Origin of the sequence: Candidatus Accumulibacter aalborgensis (assembly GCF_900089955.1) — a bacterium.
GTDB classification, from domain to species: Bacteria; Pseudomonadota; Gammaproteobacteria; order Burkholderiales; family Rhodocyclaceae; genus Accumulibacter; species Accumulibacter aalborgensis.
The window spans coordinates 205,042-230,652 of record NZ_FLQX01000035.1; the positions used below are offsets into that span (position 1 = coordinate 205,042).

The window sequence follows — 25,611 nt, forward strand, 5'->3', positions numbered from 1 at the left end:
TAGCCGGTGCAATGCGCTTCGCTTATTGCACCCTACGTGCTGCCGCGACGCCGGTCTGATAATCCGGGTCCTGTCGCAGGGTGGACCAGTCGAGGGCTCTGGCGGATGGTGAAAGGCGCGCGACACGCCGGGCGCGTGGCGCATCACGCATTGGATCGAATGCCGGCTGCCAGTTGGCCAGCAGTTCTCCGACCGCATCCGGCGAGTTGCACACCAGCAACAGGTCACAGCCGGCATCCCAGGCCGCCGTGCAGCGCTCGACGATGCCGCCGGCGACTCCGGCAGCGGCCATCGACAGGTCGTCACTGAAAATCACGCCGTCGAAGCCCAATTCGTCGCGCAGTAGCCGTATCCACACCGGCGAGAAACCAGCCGGGCGAGGGTCGACTTGCCGATAGATGACGTGCGCCGGCATGACCGCATCCAGGCTGAGCCGGCGGTAGGGTTCGAGGTCGGGCGCCAGTTCGTCGAGCGAGCGTTCATCGACCGGCAGATCGACATGCGAATCAGCCTCGACCCAGCCATGACCCGGAAAATGCTTGCCGCAGGCGGCCATACCGGCACTGCGCAGGCCGTCGATCAGCGCTTGTGCGAGCTCGACAACGACGGCCGGGTCGCCGTGTAGCGAGCGATCACCGATGACGCTGCTGCGCGCCCAATCGAGATCGAGTACTGGCGTAAAAGACAGATCGACGCCGCAGGCGCGCAGTTCTGCGGCCAGTACATGAGCCACTGCCCGTGCCACAGCCAGCGCTGCCTCCGGGTCACGCTCCCACAACTCGCCGAGACGGCGCATTGGCGGCAGACGGGTGAACCCGTCCCGGCAGCGCTGCACCCGGCCGCCTTCGTGATCGATGGCAATCAGCAGGGGTGGCGAACGCAGCGCATGAACCGACTCCGTCAGCCGCCCGAGTTGCTCTGGCGAGTCGTAGTTGCGGGCAAACAGAATCAGCCCGCCAACCAGCGGATGGCACAATTGCTGGCTTTCGACAGTGGACAAGGCGAGCCCCGCGACGTCGATCATCAGCGGGCCGAGCGGCAATTCGAGAGTCGTATTGATCTTCATGGTTGTTCCATGATCACGAAAGCGATCGCGTAGTCGTTTTCATCGCTGATCGAAAGATGCGCCACCAGGCCGCGCTGCGCAAGATGAGCCGCGAGTGGCGTCGCGTACTCGAACCACGGCCGACCCAGTGCATCATGTGCGACGCCGATGTTCGGCAAGGTCGCCGGCGTGGCAATGCCGGTCCCGAGCGCTTTGCCAAATGCCTCCTTGGCGGCAAAACGTTTGGCCAGAAAGCGTCCCGGATCGCGCGCGCCGACAAACTCGGCGCATTCCCGGTCCGACAGTAGCTTGACCAGCGCGCGCTCGCCATGCCGTTCGTAGAAGCTACCGAGGCGCGCGATGGCGACAATGTCGGTGCCGATGCCGCTGATCATCTGGCGCGCGCCTGCGCCTCGCGCAGCAGGCGTTTCATTTCCCGCACCGCTTCGCGCAAACCGACAAAGACGGCCCGGCTGATGATCGCGTGACCGATGTGCAGCTCCCGGATTCCGGCGAGCATGGCCACCGGTTGCACGTTGAAGTAGTTGAGCGCATGCCCGGCATTGAAACGCATGCCAAGCTGACGAACCGCCTCTCCGGCCAGGCGAATCTTCTCCAGTTCGGCCAGCGCGGCCGGGCTTTCGGCATCCCGCCCCTGGGTGTAGAAGGCATGCGCATAAGGGCCGGTGTGAATTTCACAGACCCGCGCGCCGATGCGCGCCGCGGCATCGACTTGCGCCGGATCGGCGTCGATGAAGACGCTGGTGATGATCCCGGCGTCGGCCAGGCGAGCAACGGACTGGCGCAGCCCGGCTTCCTGGGCCAGGATGTCAAGGCCACCCTCAGTGGTCACTTCATGTCGGCCCTCGGGGACCAACATCGCCATTTGCGGCGCGATCCGGCAGGCAATGCCGACCATCTCGTCGGTCGCCGCCATTTCAAGATTAAGCTTGATCTGCGCTAGATCACGCAGCCTCGCTACGTCGGCATCCTGAATGTGTCGCCGGTCCTCGCGCAGATGGATGGTGATGCCATCAGCGCCGCCGAGGTGCGCTTCAACAGCCGCCCAAACCGGATCCGGCTCGTAGGTGCAGCGCGCCTGCCGGATCGTCGCGACATGGTCAATATTGACGCCAAGTTCGATCATAGTTCGTGTAACTCCCTGAAGATCCTGCGGCTGCTCAGACTCCTGCCGCCCGTGTAGTGGCTGATCAGCGTGCGCATCAACTGCTTGGCTTCGGCCAGTGAGCGCGGGTCGGAAAAATCCTCGCGGGCCAGGTCGATCAGCGTCCGGCCACTGACCGACCTCGCCGAGCGACCCGGACCCGGCAGCCGTACCGGACCGTGCTCTATCTCGTACGCGTAATGTGCGTTCTCCTCGACCGCCAGACCCGCAGCATCGGTCTCGAGCAGCAGGCCGTAGCCGAGTTCCTGCAGCAGCGCCCGTTCGAAGCAGCGCAAGTCGGACTCCTGCGCGCCGTCGGCAAAGCGGCGCAAGGTTGCGGCGTAGACCGAGAAAAGTCGCGCATGCGCGTCCTCACGCGGCAGCAGGTGAATCAGCAGTTCGTTGAGGTAATAGCCACAAAACAGCGACTTGCCGGCCAGCAGCGGCTGACCGCCCTGCCACTCGGCCCTGATCAGCGTTTGCACCTCACCCCTGCCCGCCCAGCCCAGTTCAAGCGGCTGAAAGGCCTGCAGCACCCCACGGAGGACGGATCGCGGTCGCCGCGCGCCGCGCGCGAGCAGCGCGACACGACCATGATCCTGTGAGAAGACATCGACGATCAGGCTGGTTTCGCTGTAGGGGTAAGCGTGCAGCACGAAAGCCGGCTGACCGTCGACGTGGTGCCGCTGATTCACTTCCCGACTCGCTCATCAGACACCTGCCAGCCGATCAGCTATTCGTAACCCAGGGTCTTGAGCAGTCGCTCATCGTCGGCCCAGCCGGACTTGACCTTGACAAACACTTCGAGAAAGACCGGACCACCGAACATACGCTCCATATCCTGACGGGCCTCCGAGGCAATCCGTTTGACGGTCTCGCCGCCGCTGCCGATGATGATCGCCTTGTGCCCTGCCCGATCAACCACGATGGCTGCACTGATACGGCGCAATGAACCATCGCCACCCTCGACGGCGAACTTTTCCACCTCAACCGTGGCGGCATAGGGCAACTCGTCGCCGATCAGGCGAAAAAGCTTTTCGCGAATGTACTCGGCCGCCAGAAAGCGTTCGCTGCGGTCGGTGATCTCGTCCTCGCCGAAGAGAAACTGGGCTTTCGGCAAATGCTTGCGCGTTTCGGCGAGCAAGGAGTCGAGTTGTGCGCCGCGCGTCGCGCTGATCGGGACGATGGCCGTGAAATCGCCCTCCCTGGCCAGTTCAGCGAGGAACGGCAGCAATCGACTCTTGTCTTTCAACTGGTCGATCTTGTTCACCACGATGATCACCGGGCAGTCGGCCGGCACAAGTTGGCGTACGGCCCGGTCCCGATCGTCGAAGCGACCGGCCTCGACGACGAACAGAACGACGTCGACATCGGCCAGCGCCTGCCTGACCCCACGGTTCATCACCTGGTTCAACGCGTTGCTGTACTTGTTCTGAAAACCTGGCGTATCGACAAAAACGTATTGCGTATCCGTATCAGTCCGGGTGAGGATGCCCATGATGCGGTGACGGGTCGTTTGCGCCCGCCGCGAGACAATGCTCAGTTTTTCGCCAATCAGCGCATTGAGGAGCGTCGACTTGCCGACGTTGGGGCGGCCAACGATGGCGATTTGTCCGCATCGGATTTCGCTCATGACTTGTCCAGGGTTTCCAGCGCACGTTCCGCAGCCATCTGTTCCGCCGCACGTCGACTGCCGCCACACCCCTCGGTGCGGACGTGCAGGATATCAATCACGCAGGCGACCGTAAACTGCTGCGCATGTGCCTCGCCCTCGGTACCGGCCAACGCGTACTGAGGCAAGGCCAGTCTTCGCCCCTGGAGATACTCCTGCAAGCGTGTCTTCGCGTCCTTGGTGCCTTGTCCGGGAACCAGTTGATTGAGCATTCCTTCGTACAGTCGCGTGATGACCTCAGCCGCCGCAGCGAATCCGGCGTCCAGCCACAGCGCGCCAAACAGCGCTTCGAGGGTATCGGCCAGGATCGATGGCCGCTGCTGACCGCCGCTCCGCTGCTCTCCATCGCCAAGCCGCAGAAAGTTCCCCAGCGAGAGCGCCAAAGCCTGCTGGTGCAAGCTGTCCTGGCGCACCAGATGAGCCCGTAGGCGAGAGAGATCACCTTCCGGAAGCAGCGGAAAGCGCTCGAACAAGCGGTGCGCGATGACCGCATTGAGTATGGCATCGCCGAGGAACTCGAGTCGCTCATTGTGCGGAGAACTGTGGCTGCGGTGTGTCAGTGCCGTCTGCAGAAGCGCACGATCCCGGAATTGGTAGCCGAGTCCCTGCTCGAGTCGAGAATCGCTCATCGGCCGTAATTGCGCCCGGTTGATGAACCCTGAAAATCGATCAGCAGACTGACATTGGCGACCAGCGGAATACGCTTCTCGTAGGTAAAAGCGACGACGACTTCGTTGTCATCCTTGAAAATATCCAGGTCGGCCGGGCCGATGGTCTTGAGATGCTCGACTTCGGCATACTTGCCGAAAGCCTGCCGGATTTCGCCCACCGTCTTGCCGCTTGACTCTGCAGCCACCGCCTTGACCGCGTGCATGATTTTGTAGTAGTCAATGTACTCGGGAAGAACCCGGATGCCGAGAATGGCCACCAGTGCAATCACCACACCCCAGACCATCAGGGCCGAGAGCGCCAAACCTCGCTGACGATTCATGAGCAGCACTCCTTACCTGAACGAGCCAATCCGTTTGAGATCACTGAAATTCAACCAGATGAAGAAAGCCTTGCCGACAATATTGGCGTCCGGAACGAAGCCCCAGAAACGGCTGTCACGACTATTATCGCGATTGTCGCCCATCACGAAGTACTCGCCCGGCGGCACCGTGCAGATCACCCCGGCAGCATTGTAGGAGCAATTCTGGCGATTGGGGAACTGCGCTGGGCCAGGAACAAATGCTGGCGCGTCTTCATCATTGAGCAGGCGATGCTCTGTTTCGCCGAGTTTCTCGGTAAATTGCCGCGAGTAGTACAACCGTTCGGAATGTAGATAATCGTCGACCTTGGCGGTCGGCACCGGCTGGCCGTTGATGGTCAGCTTCTTGTTCTGGTAGGCCACCGTGTCACCTGGCAAGCCGACCACGCGCTTGATATAGTCGAGCGAAGGGTCCTCGGGATAGCGAAAGACCATCACGTCACCGCGTTGCGGGTTATTCATGGCGATTATTTTCCGGTTGATCACCGGCAAGCGAATGCCATAAGTGTATTTGTTGACCAGGATGAAATCGCCAACCTCCAAGGTTGGAATCATCGATCCAGACGGAATCTTGAACGGCTCGACGAGGAACGAGCGCAACAGGAAAACGACCAGGATGACCGGAAAGAAGCTGGCCCCGTACTCGACCCACCACGGGTCCTTGGCCCCGGGTGCACGACGTTTGCGCAGGACGAAAGCGTCCACCCCCCAGATCGCACCGCTGACCAGCAACAGGATCAACAGGATCAATGCAAAATTCACGCTCTCACTCCTTTACTTGCCAACCCGCAACACAGCCAGGAAAGCCTCCTGTGGAATCTCGACAGAGCCGACCTGTTTCATGCGCTTCTTGCCGGCCTTCTGTTTCTCCAGCAGCTTCCGCTTGCGTGAAATGTCGCCCCCGTAACACTTCGCCAGCACATCCTTGCGCATCGCCTTGACGTTCTCTCGGGCAATGATGTTGGCGCCGATGGCGGCCTGGATGGCGACATCGTACATCTGACGCGGGATCAGTTCGCGCATCTTGGCGGCCAGTTCGCGGCCACGATAAATCGAGTTGGTGCGATGCAGGATGACCGAAAGAGCATCGACCCGATCGCCGTTGATAAGCACGTCCAGCTTGACGACGTCGGCCGCCCGATACGCCTTGAATTCGTAATCCAGCGACGCGTAGCCCCTTGAAACGGACTTCAGTCGGTCGAAAAAATCCATCACCACTTCGGCCATTGGCATCTCGTACACCAGTTGCACCTGGCGACCATGATAGGTCATGTCGACCTGGTTGCCGCGCTTCTGATTGCACAGGGTGATCACGTTGCCCAGATACTCCTGCGGCACGAAAACGGTGATGGTGATGATCGGTTCGCGGATCTCTTCGATCTTCGACAGTTCCGGGAGCTTGGCCGGATTCTCGACATTGAGCAGGCTGCCGTCACGCAGCAGGACTTCATAGACCACGGTCGGCGCCGTGGTGATCAGGTCCTGATCGAACTCGCGCTCGAGACGCTCCTGGACGATCTCCATATGCAGCAAGCCCAGAAACCCGCAGCGGAAACCGAAACCAAGCGCCTGCGAGACCTCGGGTTCATAACGCAGCGACGCGTCATTGAGCTTCAGTTTCTCGAGCGACTCGCGCAGCCCGTCGTACTGGTTGGATTCCACCGGATAGAGACCGGCGAAAACCTGCGACTTGATTTCCTTGAACCCCGGCAAAGCGTCAGCAGCCGGCCTCTCGAGCAGGGTCAGTGTATCGCCGACCTTGGCCGCCTGCAGTTCCTTGATCCCCGAAATGACGTAGCCCACCTCGCCGGCGCGCAGGGCATCACGTGGCACGGCCTTAGGGGTGAACACGCCGACCTGTTCGCAAAGGTGCGTCGACCCGGAGGCCATCAGGCGAATCCGGTCCTTGGGACGTAGCGTACCGTCGAACACGCGCACCAGCATCACCACACCGACGTAGTTGTCGAACCAGGCGTCGACCAGCAGCGCTTTTAGCGGCGCATCCGGGTCACCCTTGGGTGGCGGAATGCGCTCGATGATCGCTTCGAGGATGTCCTCGACGCCCAGGCCGGTCTTGGCCGAGGCCAGTATAGCCTCCGAAGCATCGATGCCGATTACATCCTCGATCTCCTGGCGTGCCTGGTCCGGCATTGCCGACGGCAGGTCAATCTTGTTAAGCACGGGCAGGACATCGACGCCGAGTTCGATGGCCGTATAGCAATTGGCCACCGTCTGCGCTTCAACGCCTTGCGAGGCATCGACGACCAGCAACGCACCCTCGCAGGCGGACAGCGAACGTGATACCTCGTAGGAAAAGTCCACGTGCCCCGGCGTGTCGATCAGGTTCAGATTGTAGATCTTGCCGCTGCGCGCCCGGTACTGAAGGGCTGCGGTCTGCGCCTTGATGGTGATCCCGCGCTCGCGCTCGATATCCATCGAATCCAGCACCTGCGCCTCCATTTCGCGATCGGAAAGACCACCGCAGAGATGGATGATACGGTCGGCGAGTGTGGACTTGCCGTGATCGATGTGCGCGATGATGGAGAAGTTGCGGATGTGTTGCATGGGCATCGTGTTGACTCTGTGGCGACCGCACCGCCACTGAAAAAAAAGGGTGCCGGCGGCGGGCACCCTTGATCGAACTGCCTGAAGGCGCGGATTCTAGCCGATTTCACTCAAATAATCACGGACTTTGCGCACCTCGAGGAAGTAATGACAGAGCTCCTTGCCATCGTGCAGCAGCACCGGGACCCGTTCATCGTAAAGGGCTTCGAGCGCCGGATCAGCGTCCACGTCGAGCACCTCGACCTCGGCGCCGAAGTCGGCAGCCAGTGGCCGAAGGGCGATTTCCATCTCCTGGCAGAGATGACAGTAGCACCGCGACACCAGCGTCAGTTTCACGGCCTGGGTCACTGACGACTCACTCGGCGCTTCTGTCAGGCACGGGCCTGATCGTGACGAAGGTCTGCATGTCGCCGCGCCGCACCAACAGGGTCACGCTGGCGGACTTGTCGAACTGCGCCAGCAATCGGTTGAACTGTTCGGCGCTCCTGACTTCGGTGCTTTCGCCTCGCGCAATCAGCGCCAGGATCACGTCACCAGGCCGCAGCTCAGCGCGTGCACCATTACTGCGGACCTCGTCGATGAGCAGACCACCGTTGACCTTGAGTTCACGCTTCTGCTCGGCGCTCAGCTCCGACACCACCAGGCCAAGGCGATTGGCGCTGCGCTCGGCCGGCCTGGCCGGCCGGCTACTGCGCGCAGCGAGTTTCTCCTCGGCGATCTCGGCCACGACGAGCGTCAGGTCGCGGTGGGCACCCTTGCGCCACACCTGCACGGTCACCTTGCTGCCCGGTTTGGTGGCGCCGACGATGCGCGGCAGATCGCTGGAACTGCTAATCACCTTGCCGTCGAACTTCAGGATGACATCACCCGGCTCGATGCCCGCCTTCTCCGCCGGGCCGCCCTTCTCCACCGCATTGACCACAGCTCCCTGGGCCTTGCTCAAAGCAAACGAATCAGCCAGGTCCTTGGTCAGGTCCTGGATGACTACCCCGATGCGACCACGACTCACCTTGCCGGTAGCGCGCAACTGCGCCTGCACTTCCATCGCCACATCGATCGGAATGGCGAAGGAAATCCCCATGGAACCACCCGAACGGCTGTAAATCTGCGAATTGATTCCCACCACCTCGCCCTTCATGTTGAACAGCGGCCCGCCCGAATTGCCGGGATTGACCGCCGCATCGGTCTGGATGAAGGGCACGAAGTTCTCCTGGGGCAGCGAGCGTCCCTTGGCACTGACGATGCCGGCGGTGACGCTGTTGTCGAAGCCGAACGGTGAACCAATGGCGATCACCCATTCGCCGACCTTGAGAGCACCGGGGTCCCCCACGCGAACGGTCGGCAAGGCCACCGCGTCGATCTTGATAAGTGCCACATCGGTCCGCTTGTCAGTGCCGATGACCCGCGCCTTGAACTCACGCTTGTCGGTCAGACGAACGAGAATCTCGTCCGCCGAATCGACGACATGGGCATTGGTCAGGATGTAACCATCGGCACTGACGATGAATCCGGAACCCAGCGAGCGGCTCTCGAACTCGCGCGGCGCCCCGAATCCCGGCATCCCCGGCTGACGAGGAGCAAAACGCCGGAAGAGCTCGTACATCGGATCGTTTTCATCGAAAGGGAATGGCTGCGCGCCACGCCCACTGCCGCGGGCCGATTGCGTGCTGCTGATGTTCACCACTGCCAGCCCCTGCTTTTCCACGAGGTCGGTAAAATCCGGCAGTACGCGATTTTGCCCGTTCGCCCACAGGGAAAAAAACGCCAAAAGGAAAGCTGCAAGCAACTGTTTCATGGCCAGGAATGCCTCCCGCTTGTCACTGAAAACCAGCCCGGAACTAAAGATGTCGATCTGAGGACGTCCAACGAAAAGTCAAGAGCGAATCCACGGACGCAAACGTCGATCGCGCATGCCGCGCAACTGCGCACGTCGCAAACCCAGCCAGCCGATGAACAGACCGGCGATCGATCCGCCGATGGCGCCCACCTCGCCCGCCAGCACCGAGCCCCCCAGCGCGCCAGCCAACAGCGCCAGCACGGGCAAGGCGTAAGCATGGAGCGCACTGCTGGCCACCGAGCCCTCGGCGACGCCCACACGTACGCGCTCCCCGACGGTACAGCGGTCGGGGTTGGGCACCCGGAAAGTGCGCGGCGTCCGGCACAACAACTGAGCGAGGTTGTTACCGCCGCAGCCACCCGGCTCGCGGCAGCGACCGCAACCGCTGTCGTCGACCCGGATTGTCGCGCCTTCGTCATCCACGGCGGTGACCGTCCCCCACGTATCAGTCATATGACTACCATCGACGGTCAGTGGTGACATCGAGCAAGGGCCTCAACCTGTCGGCCACTGCCTCGCGCGCGCGGAAGATCCGCGAACGCACCGTACCGATCGGACAACTCATCGCCACAGCAATTTCCTCATAACTCAAGCCCTCGATCTCGCGCAAAAGGATTGCGCTACGCAGTTCTTCGGGCAGGTCCAACATCGCCGAATTGATCGTTTCACCGATCTGCTTGGACTGCAGGATGCTCTCCGGCGTGTTGATGTCGCGCAGTTGGCCGGCTTCCTCGAAACTCTCGGCCTCGTGAGCGTCGAACTCTGTCGAAGTCGGCGCACGGCGCCCCTGCGCGACAAGGTAGTTCTTCGCCGTGTTGACGCCGATCCGGTACAACCAAGTGTAGAACGCACTGTCTCCGCGAAACAACGGCAGCGCGCGATAGGCCTTGATGAACGCCTCCTGCGCCACATCCTCGACCTCGGCCTGGTCGCGTATGAAGCGCGACAACAGACGCCCGAGTTTGCGCTGGTATTTCTCGACCAGCATCTCGAACGCGTGTTTGTCGCCGGCTTGTGCGCGTTCGACCAGTTTCTGGTCAATTTCGCGTTCACTCATGCTTTGTGCTTATCCTGTCACAGACGGAATCTGTTGCTTGCGACAAAGTATAACGCAAGCATCAAATCACCAGCGTAACAGTGCGTAAGCGCCAGTTCTGGGCGCATCCACAGGGAAATTGGCCAGTGCCAGGCGGTTTCGCGCAGGCTTATCGCATCGCCATGCCCGTGCTATAGTTGCAGCCCTTTTGGCAGGACCTCCACAGTGGCGCTTCGCTTCGACGTTCTCATCATCGGCAGCGGTCTGGCTGGACAAGCCGCGGCACTGCGGCTGGCGCCAACGCGCAAGGTGGCGTTGATCAGCAAGCGCACTCTGGACGACAGCGCCTCCAGCTGGGCTCAGGGCGGAATCGCTGCGGTGCTCGACAATCGCGACACGATCGAAGCCCACATCCGGGACACGATCACCGCCGGCGCTTTTCTCAATGACCCACAGGCCACCCGCTTCGTCATCGAAAACGGTCGTCGCGCGGTAGACTGGCTGATCGACCAGGGGGTCCCCTTCACGCGCGATGAAGCCGGCTACCACTTGACTCGCGAAGGTGGTCACAGCGCCCGTCGCGTGATCCACGTCGCTGACGCGACCGGCCTGGCGGTGCAGAACACCCTGACCAGCAAGATTCGCCAGCAACCGAACATCACCGTCCTCGAACACCATATCGCCATCGATCTGATCACCGGCGACAAGCTGGGGCTGGCCAGCCAGCGCTGCCATGGGGTTTATGCGCTGGACAGCGTCAGCGGGGAGGTATTGACGCTGGGCGCCCGACACACCCTGATCGCGACTGGTGGCGCCGGCAAGGTCTATCTATACACCACCAATCCCGACACCTCGACGGGTGATGGCATTGCCATGGCCTGGCGTGCGGGCTGCCGGGTGGCCAACATGGAGTTCATTCAGTTTCATCCTACCTGCCTCTACCATCCGCAGGCCAAATCCTTCCTGATTTCTGAAGCCGTACGGGGTGAAGGTGGACTCCTGCGACTGCCTGACGGTAGCCGTTTCATGCCCGCACACGACCCGCGCGCTGAACTCGCGCCGCGCGACGTGGTAGCCAGGGCGATTGATTTCGAGATGAAGAAACGCGGCCTCGACTGCGTCTACCTCGACATCTCGCACAAACCAGCCGCCTTTCTGGCCGAGCATTTCCCGAATATTCTGGCCCACTGCCGCGAACTGGGAATCGACGTCACCCGCCAGCCGATCCCCGTCGTGCCAGCAGCGCACTACACCTGCGGCGGGGTCATCACCGACCTGCGAGCGCGCACCGACATCGCTGGCCTCTACGTCGCCGGCGAGGCTTCCTGGACCGGCCTGCATGGCGCCAATCGCCTGGCCAGCAACTCGCTGCTCGAGTGCCTGGTGTTTGCCGAAGCGGCGGCCAGGGACATTCTTGCGCAGCCCACCGGCGATCTGCCTGAGCTACCACCTTGGGACGCCAGCCGGGTCAGCGATCCCGATGAAGAGATCGTCATCGCACACAACTGGGACGAACTACGCCGCTTCATGTGGGATTATGTGGGTATCGTGCGCACCACCAAGCGTCTGCAGCGCGCGCAGAACCGCATTCGCCTGCTGATCCGTGAAATCGACGATTTCTACTCGCAGTTCCGCGTGAGTCACGACTTGATCGAACTGCGCAACCTTGTCGTCACCGCCGACCTGATCGTCCGCTGCGCGCTGCGGCGCCACGAAAGCCGCGGCTTACACTTCAGCCGCAATTATCCGGATACCGACGCCCGCGCCCGTAACACCGTACTCAAACGTCGCCAACCGACTGCTCGCTAGCATCGGGGCGCCAACGCAGCCACAGACGAAGCTGGCGAAACTGCTCGGCTGACATGCTGTCGGTCAACAAGACAAGCGTCATGAGCCGGCCCTGGTCATCGTCTCGCGCGCGCAGAACGATCAACTGGCTGAAGACGACCGTTTCAGGCTTTACCGACACAAGCACGCGATCGCCGGCAGCGGACAGAAATGCCAGTTCGCCACCTTCCGTCAGACGCAAGGCAACGACGGGCGACCGACGCAAGGCGTGCCATGCGGAGAGCGCCAGGAGCGCCAGCAAGCCGTAACGCAGCGCCGCCGGCCAGGACAGAACCCACACACAGCCGCCGGCCAGGAGGTGCACCCATACGATCAGGAAAGACAACAGGCGCGAGCGGCGCAACGTGAGATGAAGCGGAAACTGCACTCTCCCACCCGCTGGGCGCGCGCTGGTGAACTAGATCCGCTTGAAGGCCACCGTGGCGTTGGTCCCGCCAAAGCCGAAAGAATTCGAAATGCCGACGTCGATCTTCAGCGGGCGTGCCTCATTGGCACAATAATCCAGGTCGCAGGACTCGTCCTGATGGAAGATATTGATCGTCGGCGGCGAAACCTGGTGATAGACCGCCAGCACCGTAAACAAGGCCTCGACGCCACCAGCGGCGCCCAGCAGATGGCCGGTCATCGATTTGGTCGAATTGACCACCAGGTTCTTCGCGTGCTCACCGAATGCGCGCTTGACGGCGACGGTCTCGGCCTTGTCACCCAGGGGCGTCGACGTACCGTGCGCATTGACGTACTGCACATCCTGCGCGTTCAGGCCGGCGTTGCGCAAGGCGTTGGTCATGCAGCGCGCCGCACCCTCACCGTCTTCGCATGGCGCAGTCACGTGATGGGCATCGGCACTCATGCCAAAACCCACCAGTTCGCAGTAAATCCGGGCGCCGCGCGCCTTCGCATGCTCGTACTCCTCGAGCACCACGACACCCGCTCCTTCACCGAGCACGAAACCGTCGCGATCCCTGTCCCACGGGCGGCTTGCCGTCTGTGGGTCATCGTTGCGCGTCGACAAGGCACGCGGCGCACAGAAGCCCCCCAGGCCCAGCTTCGAGATGCAGCCCTCGGCGCCGCCGGCAATCATCACATCCGCGTCACCGTACTCGATCAGGCGACCGGCATCGCCGATGCTGTGCGTGCCCGTCGAACACGCACTGACCAGAGAGATGTTGGGTCCCTTGTAACCGTACATGATCGACAGATTGCCGGAGATCATGTTGATGATTGAACCGGGAACGAAGAAAGGCGAAACCTTGCGTACGCCGCCCGCGGCAAAATCGTCGCAGGTGTTTTCGATCATTGGCAAACCGCCAATCCCGGAGCCGATCGACACGCCAACTCTTTCCGGATCAACACGCTGCGCATCCAGTCCGGCGTCGCGCAGGGCCTGAATACCCGCGGCCATGCCGTAATGGATGAAAATATCCATGCGCCGCGCTTCTTTCGGCGAGAGATACTGGCCAAGCTCAAGGCCCTTGACCTCGCCGGCGATCTGCACCGGAAACGCTGAGACATCGAAACGGGTAATCCGGCCAATTCCGGAGCGCCCGGCGAGAATATTCTGCCAGGCTTCTGCGACGGAATTACCGACTGGCGAAATGATACCCAAGCCAGTGATGACGACTCTGCGACGTGCCAAGTTAAGCTCCGAGGATTAAAAATTCTGGAAGTTATGGAAGCCGGGGCTCCCTTTTCACGATCACGCCCTGCTGGACGCCCGTCTTGGGAAAAACCTGTCCGCAGGGACCCTGAATCAACAAATTACTTCTTGTGAGCCAGCACATAGTCGATGGCCTGCTGCACGGTGGTGATCTTCTCTGCGTCATCATCCGGAATCTCGCATTCGAATTCCTCTTCGAGTGCCATCACCAGTTCCACCGTGTCCAGCGAATCAGCGCCGAGGTCATCGACAAATGACGATTCGTTCTTGATGTCCGCCTCGTTGACTCCGAGTTGCTCGGCGACGATCTTCTTGACACGTTGCTCAATATTTTCCATTAAATTGCTCCTTCTCAAGGTTCATGTGTAAAACGAAAACGCGCCATTCTAACAAAATGACCGCAACTTACCTATTATCAGTGCCCACGGCGATGATCCCCCCTGTGCCGACAGGTATCAGTCCATGAACATTCCACCGTTGACGTGAATCGTTGTCCCGGTGACATAGTCCGCCCCCGGTGAAGCGAGAAAGGCCACGGCGGCGGCCACGTCCTGGGGCGATCCGAAGCGACCCAGCGGAATGTTGCCCAGCAGCGACTCTTTCTGCCGATCGTTGAGCGCCCGCGTCATATCCGTGTCGATCATGCCAGGCGCCACGCAGTTCACGGTGATGTTGCGGCTGCCGAGTTCTCTCGCCAGCGCCCGAGTCATGCCGGCAACCCCGGCCTTGGCGGCACAGTAGTTGGCCTGACCAGCATTGCCCGTATGAGCGACGACCGAGGTTACGTTGATGATCCGCCCGCGCCGGGATTTCATCATGCCGCGCATGACCGCCCTGGAAAGGCGGAAGACGGCCTTCAGGTTGGTGTCCAGGACCGCGTCCCAGTCGTCGTCCTTCAGGCGCAGCGAAAGATTGTCGCGCGTAATGCCTGCATTATTGACCAGCACCGAGACCGTGCCACGGGATTTCTCGATCTGGCTGATCAGCGCATCGACCTGCGTCGCGTCACGCACTTCCAGGACGACCCCCTCACCTTGTATGCCGGCATCGGCCAGAAAAGCAGCGATTCCCGCGGCGCCGTCGGAACTGGTTGCCGTCCCGATCACCGTGGCACCCAGCCTGCCGAGTTCCAGAGCGATGGCCTGACCGATGCCACGTGACGCCCCCGTGACCAGCGCCACTTGTCCGTTGAGCATGGTCTTTACTCCAGGCTGGCCAGCGCAGCATCCATGGCCGCCAGATCAGCCAGCGCGACACTGGTCAAGGTGTCCGCGCAACGCCTGGTGAGACCGGCCAGAACCTTCCCCGGCCCGCATTCGGCAACCGTCGCGATGTCCATGGTCGCCATCCTGCGCATCGTCTCGACCCAGCGCACAGGTGAATAAGCCTGACGAATCAGGGCATCCTTGATCCTCGTACTGTCCGACTCGATGGCCACATCGGCGTTGTTGATCACCGGGATCCGGGGCGCCGCAAAGCTCAAATCGGCCAGACGCACAGCCAGCTTGTCGGCTGCCGGCCTGATCAGCGACGAGTGGAAGGGTGCCGAAACCGGCAAAAGCAGTGCCCGCTTGGCGCCATGCGCCTTGCAAAGCTCGCAGGCACGCTCTACGGCCGCTTTGCTGCCGGCGATGACGGTCTGTCCCGGCCCGTTGAAATTGACCGGCTCAACGACGGCGCCGGTACCGATCGCCAGCGCCGCTTCAGCGCAGGCCTGAGCAATCCCGTCGTCATCCAGACCGAGAATCGCGGCCATCGCACCGGCACCTGCCGGAACGGCTTCCTGCATGGCCGCAGCGCGCAGCCGAACGAGCGGCACCGCGTCCTGGAACGCGATGACACCGGCGGCCACCAGCGCTGAATACTCGCCGAGGCTGTGCCCGGCAACGACCGCCGGCAGCTTGCCGCCCTTGTCGAGCCACAGGCGATAAACCGCCACGCCGGCGGTGAGCATCACCGGCTGCGTGTTGATGGTCTGCGCCAGCACTTCGGCCGGGCCCTCGGCAAGCAATTGCCAAAGGTCCTGGGCAAGCACCGCCGACGCTTCATCGAAGGTGGAGCGCACCACGGAAGAATCGCCATAGGCGGCCATCATGCCCACCGATTGCGACCCCTGACCGGGAAAAACGAACGCGAACGCCATGTATCCTCCCTTAAAGCTCGAACAGAACCGCGCCCCAGGTGAATCCCCCCCCGACACCTTCGAGCAACACCTTCTGCCCGGCCACAATGCGCCCGTCGCGAACCGCTTCGTCGAGCGCCAGAGGCACCGAGGCCGCCGACGTATTGCCATGCCGATCAACGGTGACCACGACTTTATCCATGGGCAGCTTCATTTTCCTGGCGGTCGCTTCGAGGATGCGAATGTTGGCCTGGTGCGGAATCAGCCAATCGATGCCCGATTGCGGAACGCCGGCAAGCCGGCAGCACTCGTCGGCCACTTCGGCCAGCGCGCGGACGGCAAATTTGAACACGGACTGCCCGTCCATGCGCAGGAAAGGATCGCCCGTGACCTTGCCGCCGCAGACGCTGCCTGGCACCGACAGGATGCCGTGGTACGAGCCATCGGCATGCAGCGCGGTGGCCAGGATGCCGGGCTTTTCCGCAGCCTCCAGCACCACCGCACCGGCACCATCGCCAAAAAGGACACAGGTGGCTCGGTCGGACCAATCGAGAATCTTTGAAAAAACCTCGGCGCCGACCACCAGAGCCCGCCGATGACTACCCGACTGGATGAACTTGTCGGCCACGGTCAGCGCATAGACGAATCCGCTGCATACCGCCTGGATGTCGAAGGCTGTCGCACCATGGTTGCCGAGTTTGCTCTGCAGCAGACAGGCAGTGCTCGGAAAAATGACATCGGGCGTCGAGGTGGCGACAATGATCAGGTCCAGATCGCCAGCGTCCAGACCGGCGGCGGCCAGTGCTCGCCGGCTCGCTTCCACCGCCAGATCACTGGCCGTTTCACCGTTCTCCGCCAGATGGCGGAACTTGATCCCGGTCCGACTGGTAACCCACTCATCGCTGGTTTCGATGCCGCGGCGTGCAAGATCATCGTTGCTGACCGCCGGGCCAGGCAGAAAACTGCCGATGCCGGCAAGGCGAGAGAACATACTAAGCGGTCTCCTGAATCGGTTGTCTTTGCGCCACGCGTTCGCTGATGCGCGCTAGAACACCACTCCTGGCCTCTTCGGCGGCGCGCCGCAGCGCACAGCCGAAGGCGACGGCATCGGCCGAGCCGTGGCTCTTGACGACGATACCCCTCAGGCCGAGCAGGCTGGCGCCGTTGTACTGCCGATGATCCACACGGCTCTTGAACCTTTTGAGCACCGGCATGGCGACTAGAGCAACCAGCCTGGTGAACAGATTGCGTTTGAATTCCTGACGCAGAAAAGTGGCCAGCAGTTGCGCCAGACCTTCCGATGCCTTCAGTGCCACATTGCCGACAAAACCATCGCAGACGATGACTTCAGCCTCACCCTTGTAGAGGCCGTCACCCTCGACATTGCCGATGAAATTCAGGTCCGAGTTCCACAGCAGTTCGGCCGCGCGCTTGACCACATCATTCCCCTTGATCGCTTCCTCGCCGATGTTGAGGATGGCGACCGTCGGTCGGTCGCGGTGCTCGATCGCCGAAACCAGCGCAGCGCCCATGATGCCGAACTGCAGCAGGTGCTCGGGATCGCAATCGACGTTGGCGCCAAGGTCCAGCACGTGGGTGTGCCCGGTCAGCGTCGGCAGGGCAGCGCAAATCGCCGGGCGATCGATCCCCGGCAACATTTTGAGGACGAAGCGGGAAACGGCCATCAGCGCGCCGGTATTGCCGGCCGAAACACAGGCATCCGCCACGCCCTCCTTGACCAGGTTAACCGCGACGCGCATCGAAGAGTCCTTCTTGCTACGTAGCGCGAGCGCCGGCGATTCGCCCATGGCGACCACCTCGGTGGAATGACGTACGGATACTCGCTGGTCAGCGGACTCCCCCAGGAAAAGCCGAATGGTCTCGGCAAGACCGACCAGAATGACGCGAACGTCGTCATGATCACGCACGAAATCCAGCGCGGCTGGCACGGTTACCTGGGGACCGTGGTCCCCGCCCATGCAGTCGATGGCGACGGTAATTGTCATCCGTTGGCAGACAAAAGGAAAGGCAGGCAACTCACCCGCAAGGGAAGCTGCCTGCCCACTCCCGTCGAATCACTCGGCCGGACTCTTGACGACCTTCTTGCCCCGATAATGGCCCGACGGGCTGATGTGATGGCGCAGGTGAACCTCGCCCGTGGTCGGCTCGACGGCCAGCGGCTGGCTGCTCAGGAAACCATGGGCACGATGCATGCCACGCTTGGACGGGGATTTCTTGTTCTGTTGCACAGCCATGACAAACTCCTAGAATCAAACTCATCAAGACCGGCTCTGAAGGCCGGCCAAAACCGAAAACGGCGACAATATTGCCTCGTCGTGCGCCGCGCCGGGTAGCACGCAATCGTCGTGGCGCGGTACCGTCGGAAGCGCGAGAAGGATCTCGTCTTCGATCAGCGCGACCACATCAAGGTCTTTCTGAGCGGGAAGAAAATCCCTGGAGTCATCCTCCAGTTCTTCCTGCGTCAGGTCTCCATCGCCGTCGACAAACTCGAGCAGACTACGCAAGTCGAGGCGGTACTCGAGCGCCTCCAGACAACGCTGGCAGCGCAGCGACAGAACTCCGTCCACCTGCAGCAGCACCTGCGGTCGGTTGCGATTCCCGACGCCACCTTCGAGGCGATAGGTCAGGCAGCCGGCAGAAGCGGTCAGCAGATCAAGCAGGCGAGTCAGCGTGGCGACCTGCAGCTCGCCTTGCAGCGAACCGCCCTCTTGTCCAAAAGCCAGACTATCAATAAGCACGCGTCGCGACATAAGGGGCGCATGATATTATTTTCGGCTTTTGAAGTCAAAGCGGTGAAGCGGGAAAAACAGGTGTTTCCGGATTTTTCCCCTTTCGCTGTCCCTTCCATCTCCCTTCCCTGTCCCTCCACGCTCGGATCAATTCCCTGATGCCCATGCCGCCACTCGTCCTTGCCTCGACTTCCCCGTTCCGACGTGAATTGCTGGCCCGACTGGGTCTGCCGTTTGCGACGGCCAACCCGGCAGTGGACGAAGCACCGCTGCCCGGCGAGAAACCGGAAGCCAGCGCCCTGCGCCTTTCGCAGGCCAAGGCCCGCGCCGTCGCCGACAGCCATCCCGGCGCCCTGATCATCGGCAGCGACCAGGTGGCCTATCTTGACGGACACGTTTTTGGCAAACCGGAGACCCACCAGAATGCGCTGCGCCAGTTGCAGTCGATGCGCGGTCGCCAGGTCAACTTCTTCACGGGACTTTGTCTCCTTGACGCAAGAACCGGCCGAGCCCACCTGCGCGGTGTGCCAACGGTGGTCACTTTTCGGGACCTGACCGACCATGAAATCGAGAATTATCTGCGCCGGGAGCAGCCCTACAATTGCGCCGGCAGTGCCAAATCAGAAGGGCTGGGAATTGCACTAATCGCCCGGATCGACGGCGAAGACCCCAACGCCCTGATCGGATTGCCCCTCATCGCGCTCTGCGACCTTTTGCGGCTCGAGAACGTAGCGGTTCTTGATCAGCCCCCGACCGCTCATCCGGCCATCAACTGATGAACAAGGGCAGGCTCTATCTGATCCCCGTTCCACTCGGACAAACTCCGGCCGCAGCCGTCCTGCCCGCACCCGTTCGCGCCTGCGCACAGAGACTGAGGAATTTCGTCGCCGAAAACGCGAAGTCGGCGCGCGCTTTCCTCAAGTCGCTTCCTTCTGACTGGCCCCTGCAAGAGATCGAGATTCACGAACTCAACGACCACACAGCGGCCAGCGAACTGCCGCGCCTGCTGGCCCCGCTACTGGCAGGAAGAGACCTCGGACTGATCTCGGAGGCCGGCTGCCCAGCCGTCGCCGACCCTGGCGCGGCACTGGTTGCCTTGGCCCATCGGGAAGCTATCCAGGTGATTCCGCTGGTCGGCCCATCGTCCATTCTGCTCGCCCTGATGGGCTCGGGGCTGGGCGGCCAGTGCTTCACGTTCCACGGCTACCTGCCCAGCGCCACTCAAGAACGCGAAAAGCGCTTGCGTGAACTGGAGAAACAATCGCGGCAGGAACAAAGCACGCAGATCTTCATCGAAACGCCCTACCGCAACCGCCAGATGCTCGAATCGCTGTTCAGGACCTGCGCCCCCAACACGCGTATCTGTGTGGCCACCGACCTCACGCTGGACAGCGAGCAGATCAGGACCCGCCCGGTTGCCGAATGGCAACGCCAGCCCTTGCCCGAAATCAGCCGCCGCCCGACGGTATTCCTGCTGCAGGGCTAGTCCTCAAATCCACCATTCTTGAACTTCAACTGATTGCAGTTTTCGCGCACCGCTCGCTGGACGCCCTCGTCGAAACCATTTTCACACTCCGCCTGAATCTCGACAGAAATCGTCAAGCGAACATCAGAGCGGTTGAGTAGCATGACGATCTCATCGACGACATCACCGAATTGCGGCTTGGGCTGCAGCGGGTTCAGTTCTACCGTGCCAAAGAACGAACGCCGCTTGGCCGCCTTCGGCGGCTCTGGTTTATAGCCGGGACCAACCGGCGTTTCCATGCCGCGCGACGGAGTGCTTGTGCTTGTGCCTGTCGTCAGCACAGCATGACCGCCCACCTGAATCGCGATCGCAGCTTTCCGCTCCTCTTCTTCGGCGTGCAGCACCTTGTCGAACGCTTCCGCTGCCTTGGGTTCGACGAGCAGAAGTGAGTCGTCGAGGATAGGCGTCGTCGCTGTGCCGTATTGGAAACCCACATAACGATCGCCATCTCGGCCATAAGCCAGGCCGAAGAAATCACGCGAGACGGCACCGGCAGCCAGCGTCTGCCGCAAGACCTGGGAGTCGAGAAGGCGAGGCAGGTAGAGATAGGCACAGGTCTTGTGCCAGAGGTCCAGTGCGCCAACAGCCTGCGTGTCGTCTTTCCAGAACCATGTTTTAAGCAGCTTCGAGAGATGAATCGGTGCCCAATCGCCGATCAGCAGTTCGTTGTCCTTCAAGATCTGTTCAATCTCCTGCATCCGGTTGATCGTGGCCGGATTGATCTGGAAGTGTTCCCACGTGATGTCGGAAATGCCTTTCCCCGGCTTGGCCACCTGCATCGGCACGAGTAGCTATTTGTAGCTTTCCCGAACCATCCGATCAAGCCCGCCCCTGGCTTCTTCAAGGCTCTTGCTGGCCTGTTTTCCTTGCAGCATATCGAGGTTGAGCCGGCCTTCCTTCACGTCAGCAACGATTGATTGCCAGGCCAGCACCGAGCGCACCTGGTCCTTGAGGCGGCTGACGGTATCGATATCAGCGGCCATGAAGATCAGCCGGTTCTGTTTCTGACGCGGCTGATCGCCACGGTTTTTCAGAATCTCGCTGGCTCGCGTGAGGGCGGCCGTAGCGGTCTGCCCTGAGCGGCTGAAGGGTGCATCGGGGGCCAATAACACGAGGCGCAAGGACCAGTCGTCGGGAACGTCGCCACTGTTCGTGAACCCATGGACACCGCCGAAAACGCCTGATGCGAAGCGCAGCTTGTCGCGAACGAACGGAAAAACATCCTCCTTGTCGTTGAACCGGCGTTTGCGGTCCTCCATCTCGCGCCGCAGGTTGGGGCGGGTATCGAACCAGTAGCGGCTGTTCGCGCTGTTCAGGTATTGCAGTTTGTCGACGATGGCCCGCAGCGCATCCTTGTAGTGGCCAAGCACCTGCCCTGGTTGCGCGCAAGCCAGCAGCAGGCGTTCCTGTTCCAGCCCACGATGATGCTTGGCGCCGCCGACGTTGCCGGCATCGGGCGCACTGCCGAGAAAGATAGCGCGCGCCAATCGCCGGCAGGCGTGAATGGCGCCAAAGATCGGTCGCGTCGTATCGAGGTCGGTGGTCGCCGCGCGCTCGCCGTCGATGTCCTTTTCGACGACGGGGTCCCAGCCTTGCGCCAGGTAGTAGATTGACTCATTGCGCACGTCCGCGTCGTAAAGCGGCAGGCTGGCCGGCTGGATCAGGAGGTCGTTGTTGTTGTCCTTCCATAGCCGGTGGATCACTTTGGCCATCAGCTTCAACACGCCACGCGTGCGTTGGAAGTTATCGAGCGACGACCAGTCTTCATAAAGCCGGTCGAACACTTCGGGATGCAGCGGATACGCCTGCTGCAAACGCGTGAAGTAATGGCTGTCCTGCGTCTCGGCCGGGAACTCACCACTGTGAGCGGTGTAGAGATCGGCGTAGGCCCGGCACACCGCTTCAGCGGCCAGCCGGTCGTTGATCGCGGTAAACAAGCGACGGCGAACGATCTCGAAGGCTTCCTCGGCGGCCACCAGCTTCCACAGCGCCTGCACACGGCCGAAATAATGTGAGAGTGCCGCCAGGGCGTTGATCCCCTTCTGGCTGCCGGCTTCCTTGTCGGATTCCGGCAACGAGGCCAGCAATACCGCAGTGGAGACCGCTTTCATCGCCTCGGTCAGCGCCTGGACGAACGAGAGATTCGAGTCGTAGGTGCCGCCGGTAAAAGACTTGCCCTCCTCGAACTGACGGACGTAGGCCACCAGTTCGTCGATCAGGATCACGGACGGGGCATGATCGGCAATCAACTGGCTCAGCACTTCCTTGCCGGGCGAGGTGCCCGACAGATCAGAATCCTTGACGCGAGCGTAAGCAGCTTCCCCGCCAATCTGCCACGCAAGCTCCCCCCACAGGGTATGCACCAGCACGCCGCCGCGTGGCTGTGGCTGGCTGGGCGATAAGCGGATGCCATCGATCACCACGATGCGCGCCTGCGGCAATTCGGTGATACCAGCCATGTCGAGAATCGGTGGAATACCCTGCAACTGGCTTGCCGGCGCATCGCCCTTGGCCAGATGATAGACGGCCAGCATGGTGTGCGTCTTACCACCGCCGAAAGCGGTTTGCAACTGGATCACCGGATCGCCGCCGCGTCCTGTCAGCCGCTTGACCACCGAATCGAGCAAGAGCCGCATGCCTTCGGTGATGAAGGTGCGCTCGAAAAAGAGCGCGGGGTTCTGATACTCAGCCGTCGCCATGCCCTCATGCACACGCGAAATGTCCGCAGCAAACTCGGCCTGCTGGAAAGTGCCGCGCAGAACATCCTCGTGAGGAATGGCGATTTCACGCCAGGGCTTCAAGCTCATTGCCTTTCTTTCTTTGGCGCGGGTTCGACCCGCCAGGGCAAACGGGCGATCGCCACACCGGTCCCGTAGCAAAGCGCATGGGGATCGACTGCGTGCAGTTCGTGGCGCAACTGCGTCACCGCCGTTCGTGGATCGATGATCTGCTTGAACAGGTGTGAGGGATGGTCCGGCTGGTCCAGATGCAGTGCGATACGCAGAACATTCGCACGCATCGCTTGTTGGCAAAAATCTCGCTCATCAGGGTCATTGGCCTGAAGACGCGCCGTCGCCAGGCCAGCCAGCGTCGCCCGCACCTTGCCCGCGACCTCCGAGAACACGGAGCCGGCCTTGCTGCGCCGATTCCTCCGGTAATCCTTTACCTCGATCAACCAGCACTCGCCTGCAGGTGAAAGGGCGACGGCATCGACGGCTTTTGATCCGCCCGCGAAGGACTGGAACTGATTGCGATGAAAGCGGGAATCGTCGTACTTGAGCACCCGCCATCCGTCGGCGAAGGTGAAGCGCTGGCCGTCGACCTCCACGGCAAGGGGAGCACTGGTCATTCCAGCGTCTCGAAATATCGGTCGGACTGCGTCAGGTCTTCATCCAGCAGCAGCAAGGGGCCGACTGCCGCACTATCGTCGCCCATGCTGACGGTCACGCCGTGCTTGCCGAGTCCAAGGGCAAAATACTTCATCGGCAGTGGGGGGGATTCTGGCGTGCGCTGCAGGATTTCGAACTCGCGCAGCAGGAACAGGCTGTGCGTCGCCAGGATGACCTGTACGCCTTGTCCCACCAGGGCATACAAGGCCTCGGCCAGCAATCGGATGGCCGCCGGGTGGAGATTGCTTTCGGGCTCGTCCCAGAACAGCGAGCTGCCCCGTTCGATCAGGCGGTAACGAATCAGGTAGATCAGTAGAGCCAGCTTGCGATGCCCCTCGGCAAGCAATTGAGATTCCAGCCGCGAGCCACTGGCCTGCACGAACACCAGATCGCTGTCTTCCAGTTTCAGTTCGCCACCTAGCAGTTGCTGAATGCGCTGCACCACACCCGAAAGCAGCGGCGAGGGTTCCCTGGGTTCGAGTGACGACAAGGCGACGGCCAGGTCGCGATAGGTCTCATCGAGCGGAAAGTCGCGGTATTTTTCGAACAGGCCAACCAGCCCCTTGAACATCGAAACGATTTCCTTGCTGGGAACAAAAATGGGTCGTGGAACAAAGGCATTTTTGGCGGCATTCTCGGGAAGTTGAACCAGATCCAGTGATTTTCCTTTCTGCTGACCAGGTGCCTGCACGACCTCAATACTGGCGGCTTGATCCTTCGGACGCTTCAAGCGGATTTCCCAGGGCATTGCCTCTGGCAGTCCAGGTGAGGCAAAGGGCCGCTCGGTCTGCATCCGTATTTGAAGCGTTGGAATGTGGCCCCCGACATCGGCGACGATCGAAGCACCGTTCCTGTGGCCTTGGCTGACCAGACTGGCGAGGTTGCCGATGCGGAAAATCCGTTCCAGCCGTTCCTCCAGGTAGGATTCGACCCGCTTCTTGCCCAGACTCGCTTGACTGCCCATCAAATCCGGCCATGCGCGGCAAAAGAGGTAGCCCAGTTTCAACAGATGGGTCTTGCCGGTGCCGTTATCGCCGATGATGACATTCAGTCCGGGTGCGAACTCGAAACGGGCATCCTGAAAAACGGTGAAATGCTTGATGTGCAGTTGATTGAGCATGGTTTCGCTCCTCAAATATCCAGCTTCGCCTGCGAACCGATGTGGCCAGATTCATGCGAAGCGGCTTCGATGCCCAGCCAGGAAGTGATGAGTTCGTTGTAGCCGCGTGCTTCATCGGTCCAGCGCTTGCGCTCGCACAAGGTATAGAGGCGATAGGCCAGGTTGCGAATGGGTTCCGCCCGCTCCGGCATGTGCGCCAGCAACGCCCCAGCCGCCGACTCGCTCTGCGACTGCAAGGCGCGAACCATCTGGTGCAGGGCTTCCCATACGGGTGTTCGGTTGCCTTCTTTCGGGTCCCAGTCGACGGGGTATTCAGCGGGCTTCAGGAGCCGCACTTTCCCGCCACCAGCCTCTGCTACGCCGGCATCACGCACACGCTCAACACTTGTGCCCTTGGCACGGGCCAGCACATCGGCCTGGCCGAACTCGCCGGCGGCCCAGCCCATCTGGTCGAACCAACTCAGGCAGAAGTGTGTATCGCTGTCGAAATCGTCTCCACCTTCGATCAGCATCCTGTTGATGGCCATCAACGCCGAATGGACGGTCATCGGGCTGCCGTCGGCTTCGAGCACGGCAGAATGCTTGGAGAAGATCGCCATGCCGGGGCCGATCACTGCCTGTGCCAGATCGACCGGAGCAACGGGCGAGAGGCCCTCTGCACCGCCGATCATCACATCTACCGCCTCGGCCAGTTCTTCCCTCAACTCGCGAAGAAACTCGCGGCGAGAAATCGTGGGAGCGCCGGCTAGTCGTTGTCGGCAGACGAGGACAATACTGGATGCGAGAGAGGCCTTGATCATCATTCCGGCCAAGGCCCGGTGCTGGGCTTGGTGAAAGTCTTGCGGGAGAG

General features: G+C 61.5%; 27 protein-coding genes and 2 pseudogenes. 3 read left to right on the top strand and 26 right to left on the bottom strand.

The features are described 5' to 3' along the window. Positions 1–22: 22 nt before the first annotated feature. The 13 genes from nagZ to rpoE all read right to left on the bottom strand — a co-directional run bounded on the left by nagZ (position 23) and on the right by rpoE (position 10,371). Positions 23–1,066: a beta-N-acetylhexosaminidase gene (nagZ, locus tag ACCAA_RS04050; RefSeq protein WP_245754417.1), complete on the bottom strand. Its 1,044-nt coding sequence runs from the start codon at positions 1,064–1,066 to the stop codon at positions 23–25. Beyond that, entirely contained in the window at positions 1,063–1,440 is a 378-nt protein-coding gene (gene acpS / locus ACCAA_RS04055; RefSeq protein WP_186405953.1) for a holo-ACP synthase, read from the bottom strand. Before acpS ends, nagZ begins: the two co-directional genes overlap by 4 nt. After that, positions 1,437–2,192, bottom strand: coding sequence for a pyridoxine 5'-phosphate synthase (locus ACCAA_RS04060; protein ID WP_186405954.1), 756 nt, complete (start codon positions 2,190–2,192; stop codon positions 1,437–1,439). The genes acpS and ACCAA_RS04060 overlap by 4 nt, the downstream gene beginning before the upstream one ends. Further along, positions 2,189–2,905 carry a DNA repair protein RecO gene (recO, locus tag ACCAA_RS04065; RefSeq protein ID WP_186405955.1) on the bottom strand — a complete coding sequence of 239 codons (717 nt, stop codon included), beginning with the start codon at positions 2,903–2,905 and terminating at the stop codon, positions 2,189–2,191. The genes ACCAA_RS04060 and recO overlap by 4 nt, the downstream gene beginning before the upstream one ends. A gap of 38 nt (positions 2,906–2,943) precedes the next feature. Then, positions 2,944–3,843 (bottom strand): GTPase Era, encoded by a 900-nt coding sequence (gene era, locus ACCAA_RS04070; RefSeq protein WP_186405956.1) that lies wholly within the window; start codon positions 3,841–3,843, stop codon positions 2,944–2,946. Then, positions 3,840–4,511 (bottom strand): ribonuclease III, encoded by a 672-nt coding sequence (gene rnc / locus ACCAA_RS04075; RefSeq protein ID WP_186405957.1) that lies wholly within the window; start codon positions 4,509–4,511, stop codon positions 3,840–3,842. Before rnc ends, era begins: the two co-directional genes overlap by 4 nt. Next, the gene (locus tag ACCAA_RS04080; protein WP_186405958.1) at positions 4,508–4,873 is read right to left on the bottom strand and encodes a DUF4845 domain-containing protein; all 366 of its coding nucleotides are present in this window, start codon (positions 4,871–4,873) and stop codon (positions 4,508–4,510) included. Before ACCAA_RS04080 ends, rnc begins: the two co-directional genes overlap by 4 nt. A 12-nt stretch (positions 4,874–4,885) precedes the next feature. Continuing rightward, positions 4,886–5,674 (bottom strand): signal peptidase I, encoded by a 789-nt coding sequence (gene lepB / locus ACCAA_RS04085; RefSeq protein ID WP_186405959.1) that lies wholly within the window; start codon positions 5,672–5,674, stop codon positions 4,886–4,888. A 12-nt stretch (positions 5,675–5,686) separates the two neighbouring features. After that, positions 5,687–7,477 carry a translation elongation factor 4 gene (lepA, locus tag ACCAA_RS04090; protein WP_186405993.1) on the bottom strand — a complete coding sequence of 597 codons (1,791 nt, stop codon included), beginning with the start codon at positions 7,475–7,477 and terminating at the stop codon, positions 5,687–5,689. A 96-nt stretch (positions 7,478–7,573) separates the two neighbouring features. Further along, positions 7,574–7,825 (bottom strand): glutaredoxin family protein, encoded by a 252-nt coding sequence (locus ACCAA_RS04095; RefSeq protein WP_186405960.1) that lies wholly within the window; start codon positions 7,823–7,825, stop codon positions 7,574–7,576. 7 nt (positions 7,826–7,832) lie between these two features. Beyond that, the gene (locus ACCAA_RS04100; protein WP_186405961.1) at positions 7,833–9,272 is read right to left on the bottom strand and encodes a DegQ family serine endoprotease; all 1,440 of its coding nucleotides are present in this window, start codon (positions 9,270–9,272) and stop codon (positions 7,833–7,835) included. A gap of 78 nt (positions 9,273–9,350) precedes the next feature. Then, positions 9,351–9,767: a SoxR reducing system RseC family protein gene (locus ACCAA_RS04105; RefSeq protein WP_186405962.1), complete on the bottom strand. Its 417-nt coding sequence runs from the start codon at positions 9,765–9,767 to the stop codon at positions 9,351–9,353. Positions 9,768–9,771: 4 nt separating this feature from the next. Continuing rightward, the gene (gene rpoE, locus ACCAA_RS04110) at positions 9,772–10,371 is read right to left on the bottom strand and encodes an RNA polymerase sigma factor RpoE (protein ID WP_186405963.1); all 600 of its coding nucleotides are present in this window, start codon (positions 10,369–10,371) and stop codon (positions 9,772–9,774) included. Between the two features lie 204 nt (positions 10,372–10,575). Between rpoE and nadB the strand changes: the two genes are divergently transcribed. Beyond that, positions 10,576–12,159, top strand: a complete 1,584-nt coding sequence (gene nadB / locus ACCAA_RS04115; protein ID WP_186405964.1) for an L-aspartate oxidase — start codon at positions 10,576–10,578, stop codon at positions 12,157–12,159. Here the strand turns inward: nadB and ACCAA_RS04120 are convergent. The 9 genes from ACCAA_RS04120 to ACCAA_RS04160 all read right to left on the bottom strand — a co-directional run bounded on the left by ACCAA_RS04120 (position 12,131) and on the right by ACCAA_RS04160 (position 18,736). Further along, the gene (locus ACCAA_RS04120; RefSeq protein ID WP_186405965.1) at positions 12,131–12,565 is read right to left on the bottom strand and encodes a protein YgfX; all 435 of its coding nucleotides are present in this window, start codon (positions 12,563–12,565) and stop codon (positions 12,131–12,133) included. The two genes, nadB and ACCAA_RS04120, sit on opposite strands and share 29 nt — an antisense overlap. Before the next feature lie 30 nt (positions 12,566–12,595). After that, positions 12,596–13,834, bottom strand: coding sequence for a beta-ketoacyl-ACP synthase II (gene fabF, locus ACCAA_RS04125; RefSeq protein ID WP_186405966.1), 1,239 nt, complete (start codon positions 13,832–13,834; stop codon positions 12,596–12,598). Positions 13,835–13,956: 122 nt separating this feature from the next. After that, the gene (gene acpP / locus ACCAA_RS04130) at positions 13,957–14,193 is read right to left on the bottom strand and encodes an acyl carrier protein (RefSeq protein WP_186405967.1); all 237 of its coding nucleotides are present in this window, start codon (positions 14,191–14,193) and stop codon (positions 13,957–13,959) included. 117 nt (positions 14,194–14,310) lie between these two features. Then, complete coding sequence (fabG, locus tag ACCAA_RS04135) at positions 14,311–15,051, bottom strand: 3-oxoacyl-ACP reductase FabG (protein WP_186405968.1); 741 nt, start codon at positions 15,049–15,051, stop codon at positions 14,311–14,313. Between the two features lie 5 nt (positions 15,052–15,056). Then, positions 15,057–15,998 carry an ACP S-malonyltransferase gene (gene fabD / locus ACCAA_RS04140; RefSeq protein ID WP_186405969.1) on the bottom strand — a complete coding sequence of 314 codons (942 nt, stop codon included), beginning with the start codon at positions 15,996–15,998 and terminating at the stop codon, positions 15,057–15,059. Between the two features lie 10 nt (positions 15,999–16,008). Further along, complete coding sequence (locus ACCAA_RS04145) at positions 16,009–16,968, bottom strand: beta-ketoacyl-ACP synthase III (protein ID WP_186405970.1); 960 nt, start codon at positions 16,966–16,968, stop codon at positions 16,009–16,011. A 1-nt stretch (position 16,969) separates the two neighbouring features. Beyond that, the gene (gene plsX / locus ACCAA_RS04150) at positions 16,970–17,983 is read right to left on the bottom strand and encodes a phosphate acyltransferase PlsX (RefSeq protein WP_186405971.1); all 1,014 of its coding nucleotides are present in this window, start codon (positions 17,981–17,983) and stop codon (positions 16,970–16,972) included. 69 nt (positions 17,984–18,052) lie between these two features. Beyond that, positions 18,053–18,232 carry a 50S ribosomal protein L32 gene (gene rpmF, locus ACCAA_RS04155; RefSeq protein WP_186405972.1) on the bottom strand — a complete coding sequence of 60 codons (180 nt, stop codon included), beginning with the start codon at positions 18,230–18,232 and terminating at the stop codon, positions 18,053–18,055. 24 nt (positions 18,233–18,256) lie between these two features. Then, positions 18,257–18,736 (bottom strand): YceD family protein, encoded by a 480-nt coding sequence (locus ACCAA_RS04160; protein WP_245754418.1) that lies wholly within the window; start codon positions 18,734–18,736, stop codon positions 18,257–18,259. Positions 18,737–18,891: 155 nt separating this feature from the next. On the opposite strand from ACCAA_RS04160, the gene ACCAA_RS04165 reads away from it, so the two are divergent. Together ACCAA_RS04165 and ACCAA_RS04170 are read left to right on the top strand one after the other, a co-directional pair. Then, positions 18,892–19,503 carry a Maf family protein gene (locus tag ACCAA_RS04165; RefSeq protein WP_186405994.1) on the top strand — a complete coding sequence of 204 codons (612 nt, stop codon included), beginning with the start codon at positions 18,892–18,894 and terminating at the stop codon, positions 19,501–19,503. Beyond that, positions 19,503–20,213 carry an SAM-dependent methyltransferase gene (locus ACCAA_RS04170; RefSeq protein ID WP_186405974.1) on the top strand — a complete coding sequence of 237 codons (711 nt, stop codon included), beginning with the start codon at positions 19,503–19,505 and terminating at the stop codon, positions 20,211–20,213. The genes ACCAA_RS04165 and ACCAA_RS04170 overlap by 1 nt, the downstream gene beginning before the upstream one ends. Here ACCAA_RS04170 and ACCAA_RS04175 read toward each other — a convergent pair. The 4 genes and pseudogenes from ACCAA_RS04175 to ACCAA_RS04190 form a co-directional block, all read right to left on the bottom strand. After that, positions 20,210–23,059 (bottom strand): annotated as a pseudogene (locus tag ACCAA_RS04175) (ATP-binding protein). The gene ACCAA_RS04170 and the pseudogene ACCAA_RS04175 sit on opposite strands and share 4 nt — an antisense overlap. Then, positions 23,056–23,601 carry a hypothetical protein gene (locus ACCAA_RS04180; RefSeq protein ID WP_186405975.1) on the bottom strand — a complete coding sequence of 182 codons (546 nt, stop codon included), beginning with the start codon at positions 23,599–23,601 and terminating at the stop codon, positions 23,056–23,058. Before ACCAA_RS04180 ends, ACCAA_RS04175 begins: the two are co-directional and overlap by 4 nt. Continuing rightward, positions 23,598–24,761: an ATP-binding protein gene (locus tag ACCAA_RS04185; RefSeq protein ID WP_186405976.1), complete on the bottom strand. Its 1,164-nt coding sequence runs from the start codon at positions 24,759–24,761 to the stop codon at positions 23,598–23,600. The genes ACCAA_RS04180 and ACCAA_RS04185 overlap by 4 nt, the downstream gene beginning before the upstream one ends. Before the next feature lie 11 nt (positions 24,762–24,772). Then, positions 24,773–25,611, bottom strand: a pseudogene (locus tag ACCAA_RS04190) (hypothetical protein); the annotation flags it as partial.

Excerpts from the sequence above, each read along its gene's own strand:
- rpmF (WP_186405972.1), bottom strand. The coding sequence starts at position 18,232 with ATGGCTGTGCAACAGAACAAGAAATCCCCGTCCAAGCGTGGCATGCAT.
- rpoE (WP_186405963.1), bottom strand. The coding sequence starts at position 10,371 with ATGAGTGAACGCGAAATTGACCAGAAACTGGTCGAACGCGCACAAGCC.
- era (WP_186405956.1), bottom strand. The coding sequence starts at position 3,843 with ATGAGCGAAATCCGATGCGGACAAATCGCCATCGTTGGCCGCCCCAAC.
- ACCAA_RS04180 (WP_186405975.1), bottom strand. The coding sequence starts at position 23,601 with ATGACCAGTGCTCCCCTTGCCGTGGAGGTCGACGGCCAGCGCTTCACC.
- rnc (WP_186405957.1), bottom strand. The coding sequence starts at position 4,511 with ATGAGCGATTCTCGACTCGAGCAGGGACTCGGCTACCAATTCCGGGAT.
- ACCAA_RS04185 (WP_186405976.1), bottom strand. The coding sequence starts at position 24,761 with ATGCTCAATCAACTGCACATCAAGCATTTCACCGTTTTTCAGGATGCC.
- acpP (WP_186405967.1), bottom strand. The coding sequence starts at position 14,193 with ATGGAAAATATTGAGCAACGTGTCAAGAAGATCGTCGCCGAGCAACTC.
- ACCAA_RS04165 (WP_186405994.1), top strand. The coding sequence starts at position 18,892 with ATGCCGCCACTCGTCCTTGCCTCGACTTCCCCGTTCCGACGTGAATTG.
- ACCAA_RS04145 (WP_186405970.1), bottom strand. The coding sequence starts at position 16,968 with ATGTTCTCTCGCCTTGCCGGCATCGGCAGTTTTCTGCCTGGCCCGGCG.
- ACCAA_RS04100 (WP_186405961.1), bottom strand. The coding sequence starts at position 9,272 with ATGAAACAGTTGCTTGCAGCTTTCCTTTTGGCGTTTTTTTCCCTGTGG.
- ACCAA_RS04080 (WP_186405958.1), bottom strand. The coding sequence starts at position 4,873 with ATGAATCGTCAGCGAGGTTTGGCGCTCTCGGCCCTGATGGTCTGGGGT.
- ACCAA_RS04170 (WP_186405974.1), top strand. The coding sequence starts at position 19,503 with ATGAACAAGGGCAGGCTCTATCTGATCCCCGTTCCACTCGGACAAACT.
- plsX (WP_186405971.1), bottom strand. The coding sequence starts at position 17,983 with ATGACAATTACCGTCGCCATCGACTGCATGGGCGGGGACCACGGTCCC.
- fabD (WP_186405969.1), bottom strand. The coding sequence starts at position 15,998 with ATGGCGTTCGCGTTCGTTTTTCCCGGTCAGGGGTCGCAATCGGTGGGC.
- lepA (WP_186405993.1), bottom strand. The coding sequence starts at position 7,477 with ATGCAACACATCCGCAACTTCTCCATCATCGCGCACATCGATCACGGC.
- acpS (WP_186405953.1), bottom strand. The coding sequence starts at position 1,440 with ATGATCAGCGGCATCGGCACCGACATTGTCGCCATCGCGCGCCTCGGT.
- fabG (WP_186405968.1), bottom strand. The coding sequence starts at position 15,051 with ATGCTCAACGGACAAGTGGCGCTGGTCACGGGGGCGTCACGTGGCATC.
- nagZ (WP_245754417.1), bottom strand. The coding sequence starts at position 1,066 with ATGAAGATCAATACGACTCTCGAATTGCCGCTCGGCCCGCTGATGATC.
- ACCAA_RS04105 (WP_186405962.1), bottom strand. The coding sequence starts at position 9,767 with ATGACTGATACGTGGGGGACGGTCACCGCCGTGGATGACGAAGGCGCG.
- ACCAA_RS04060 (WP_186405954.1), bottom strand. The coding sequence starts at position 2,192 with ATGATCGAACTTGGCGTCAATATTGACCATGTCGCGACGATCCGGCAG.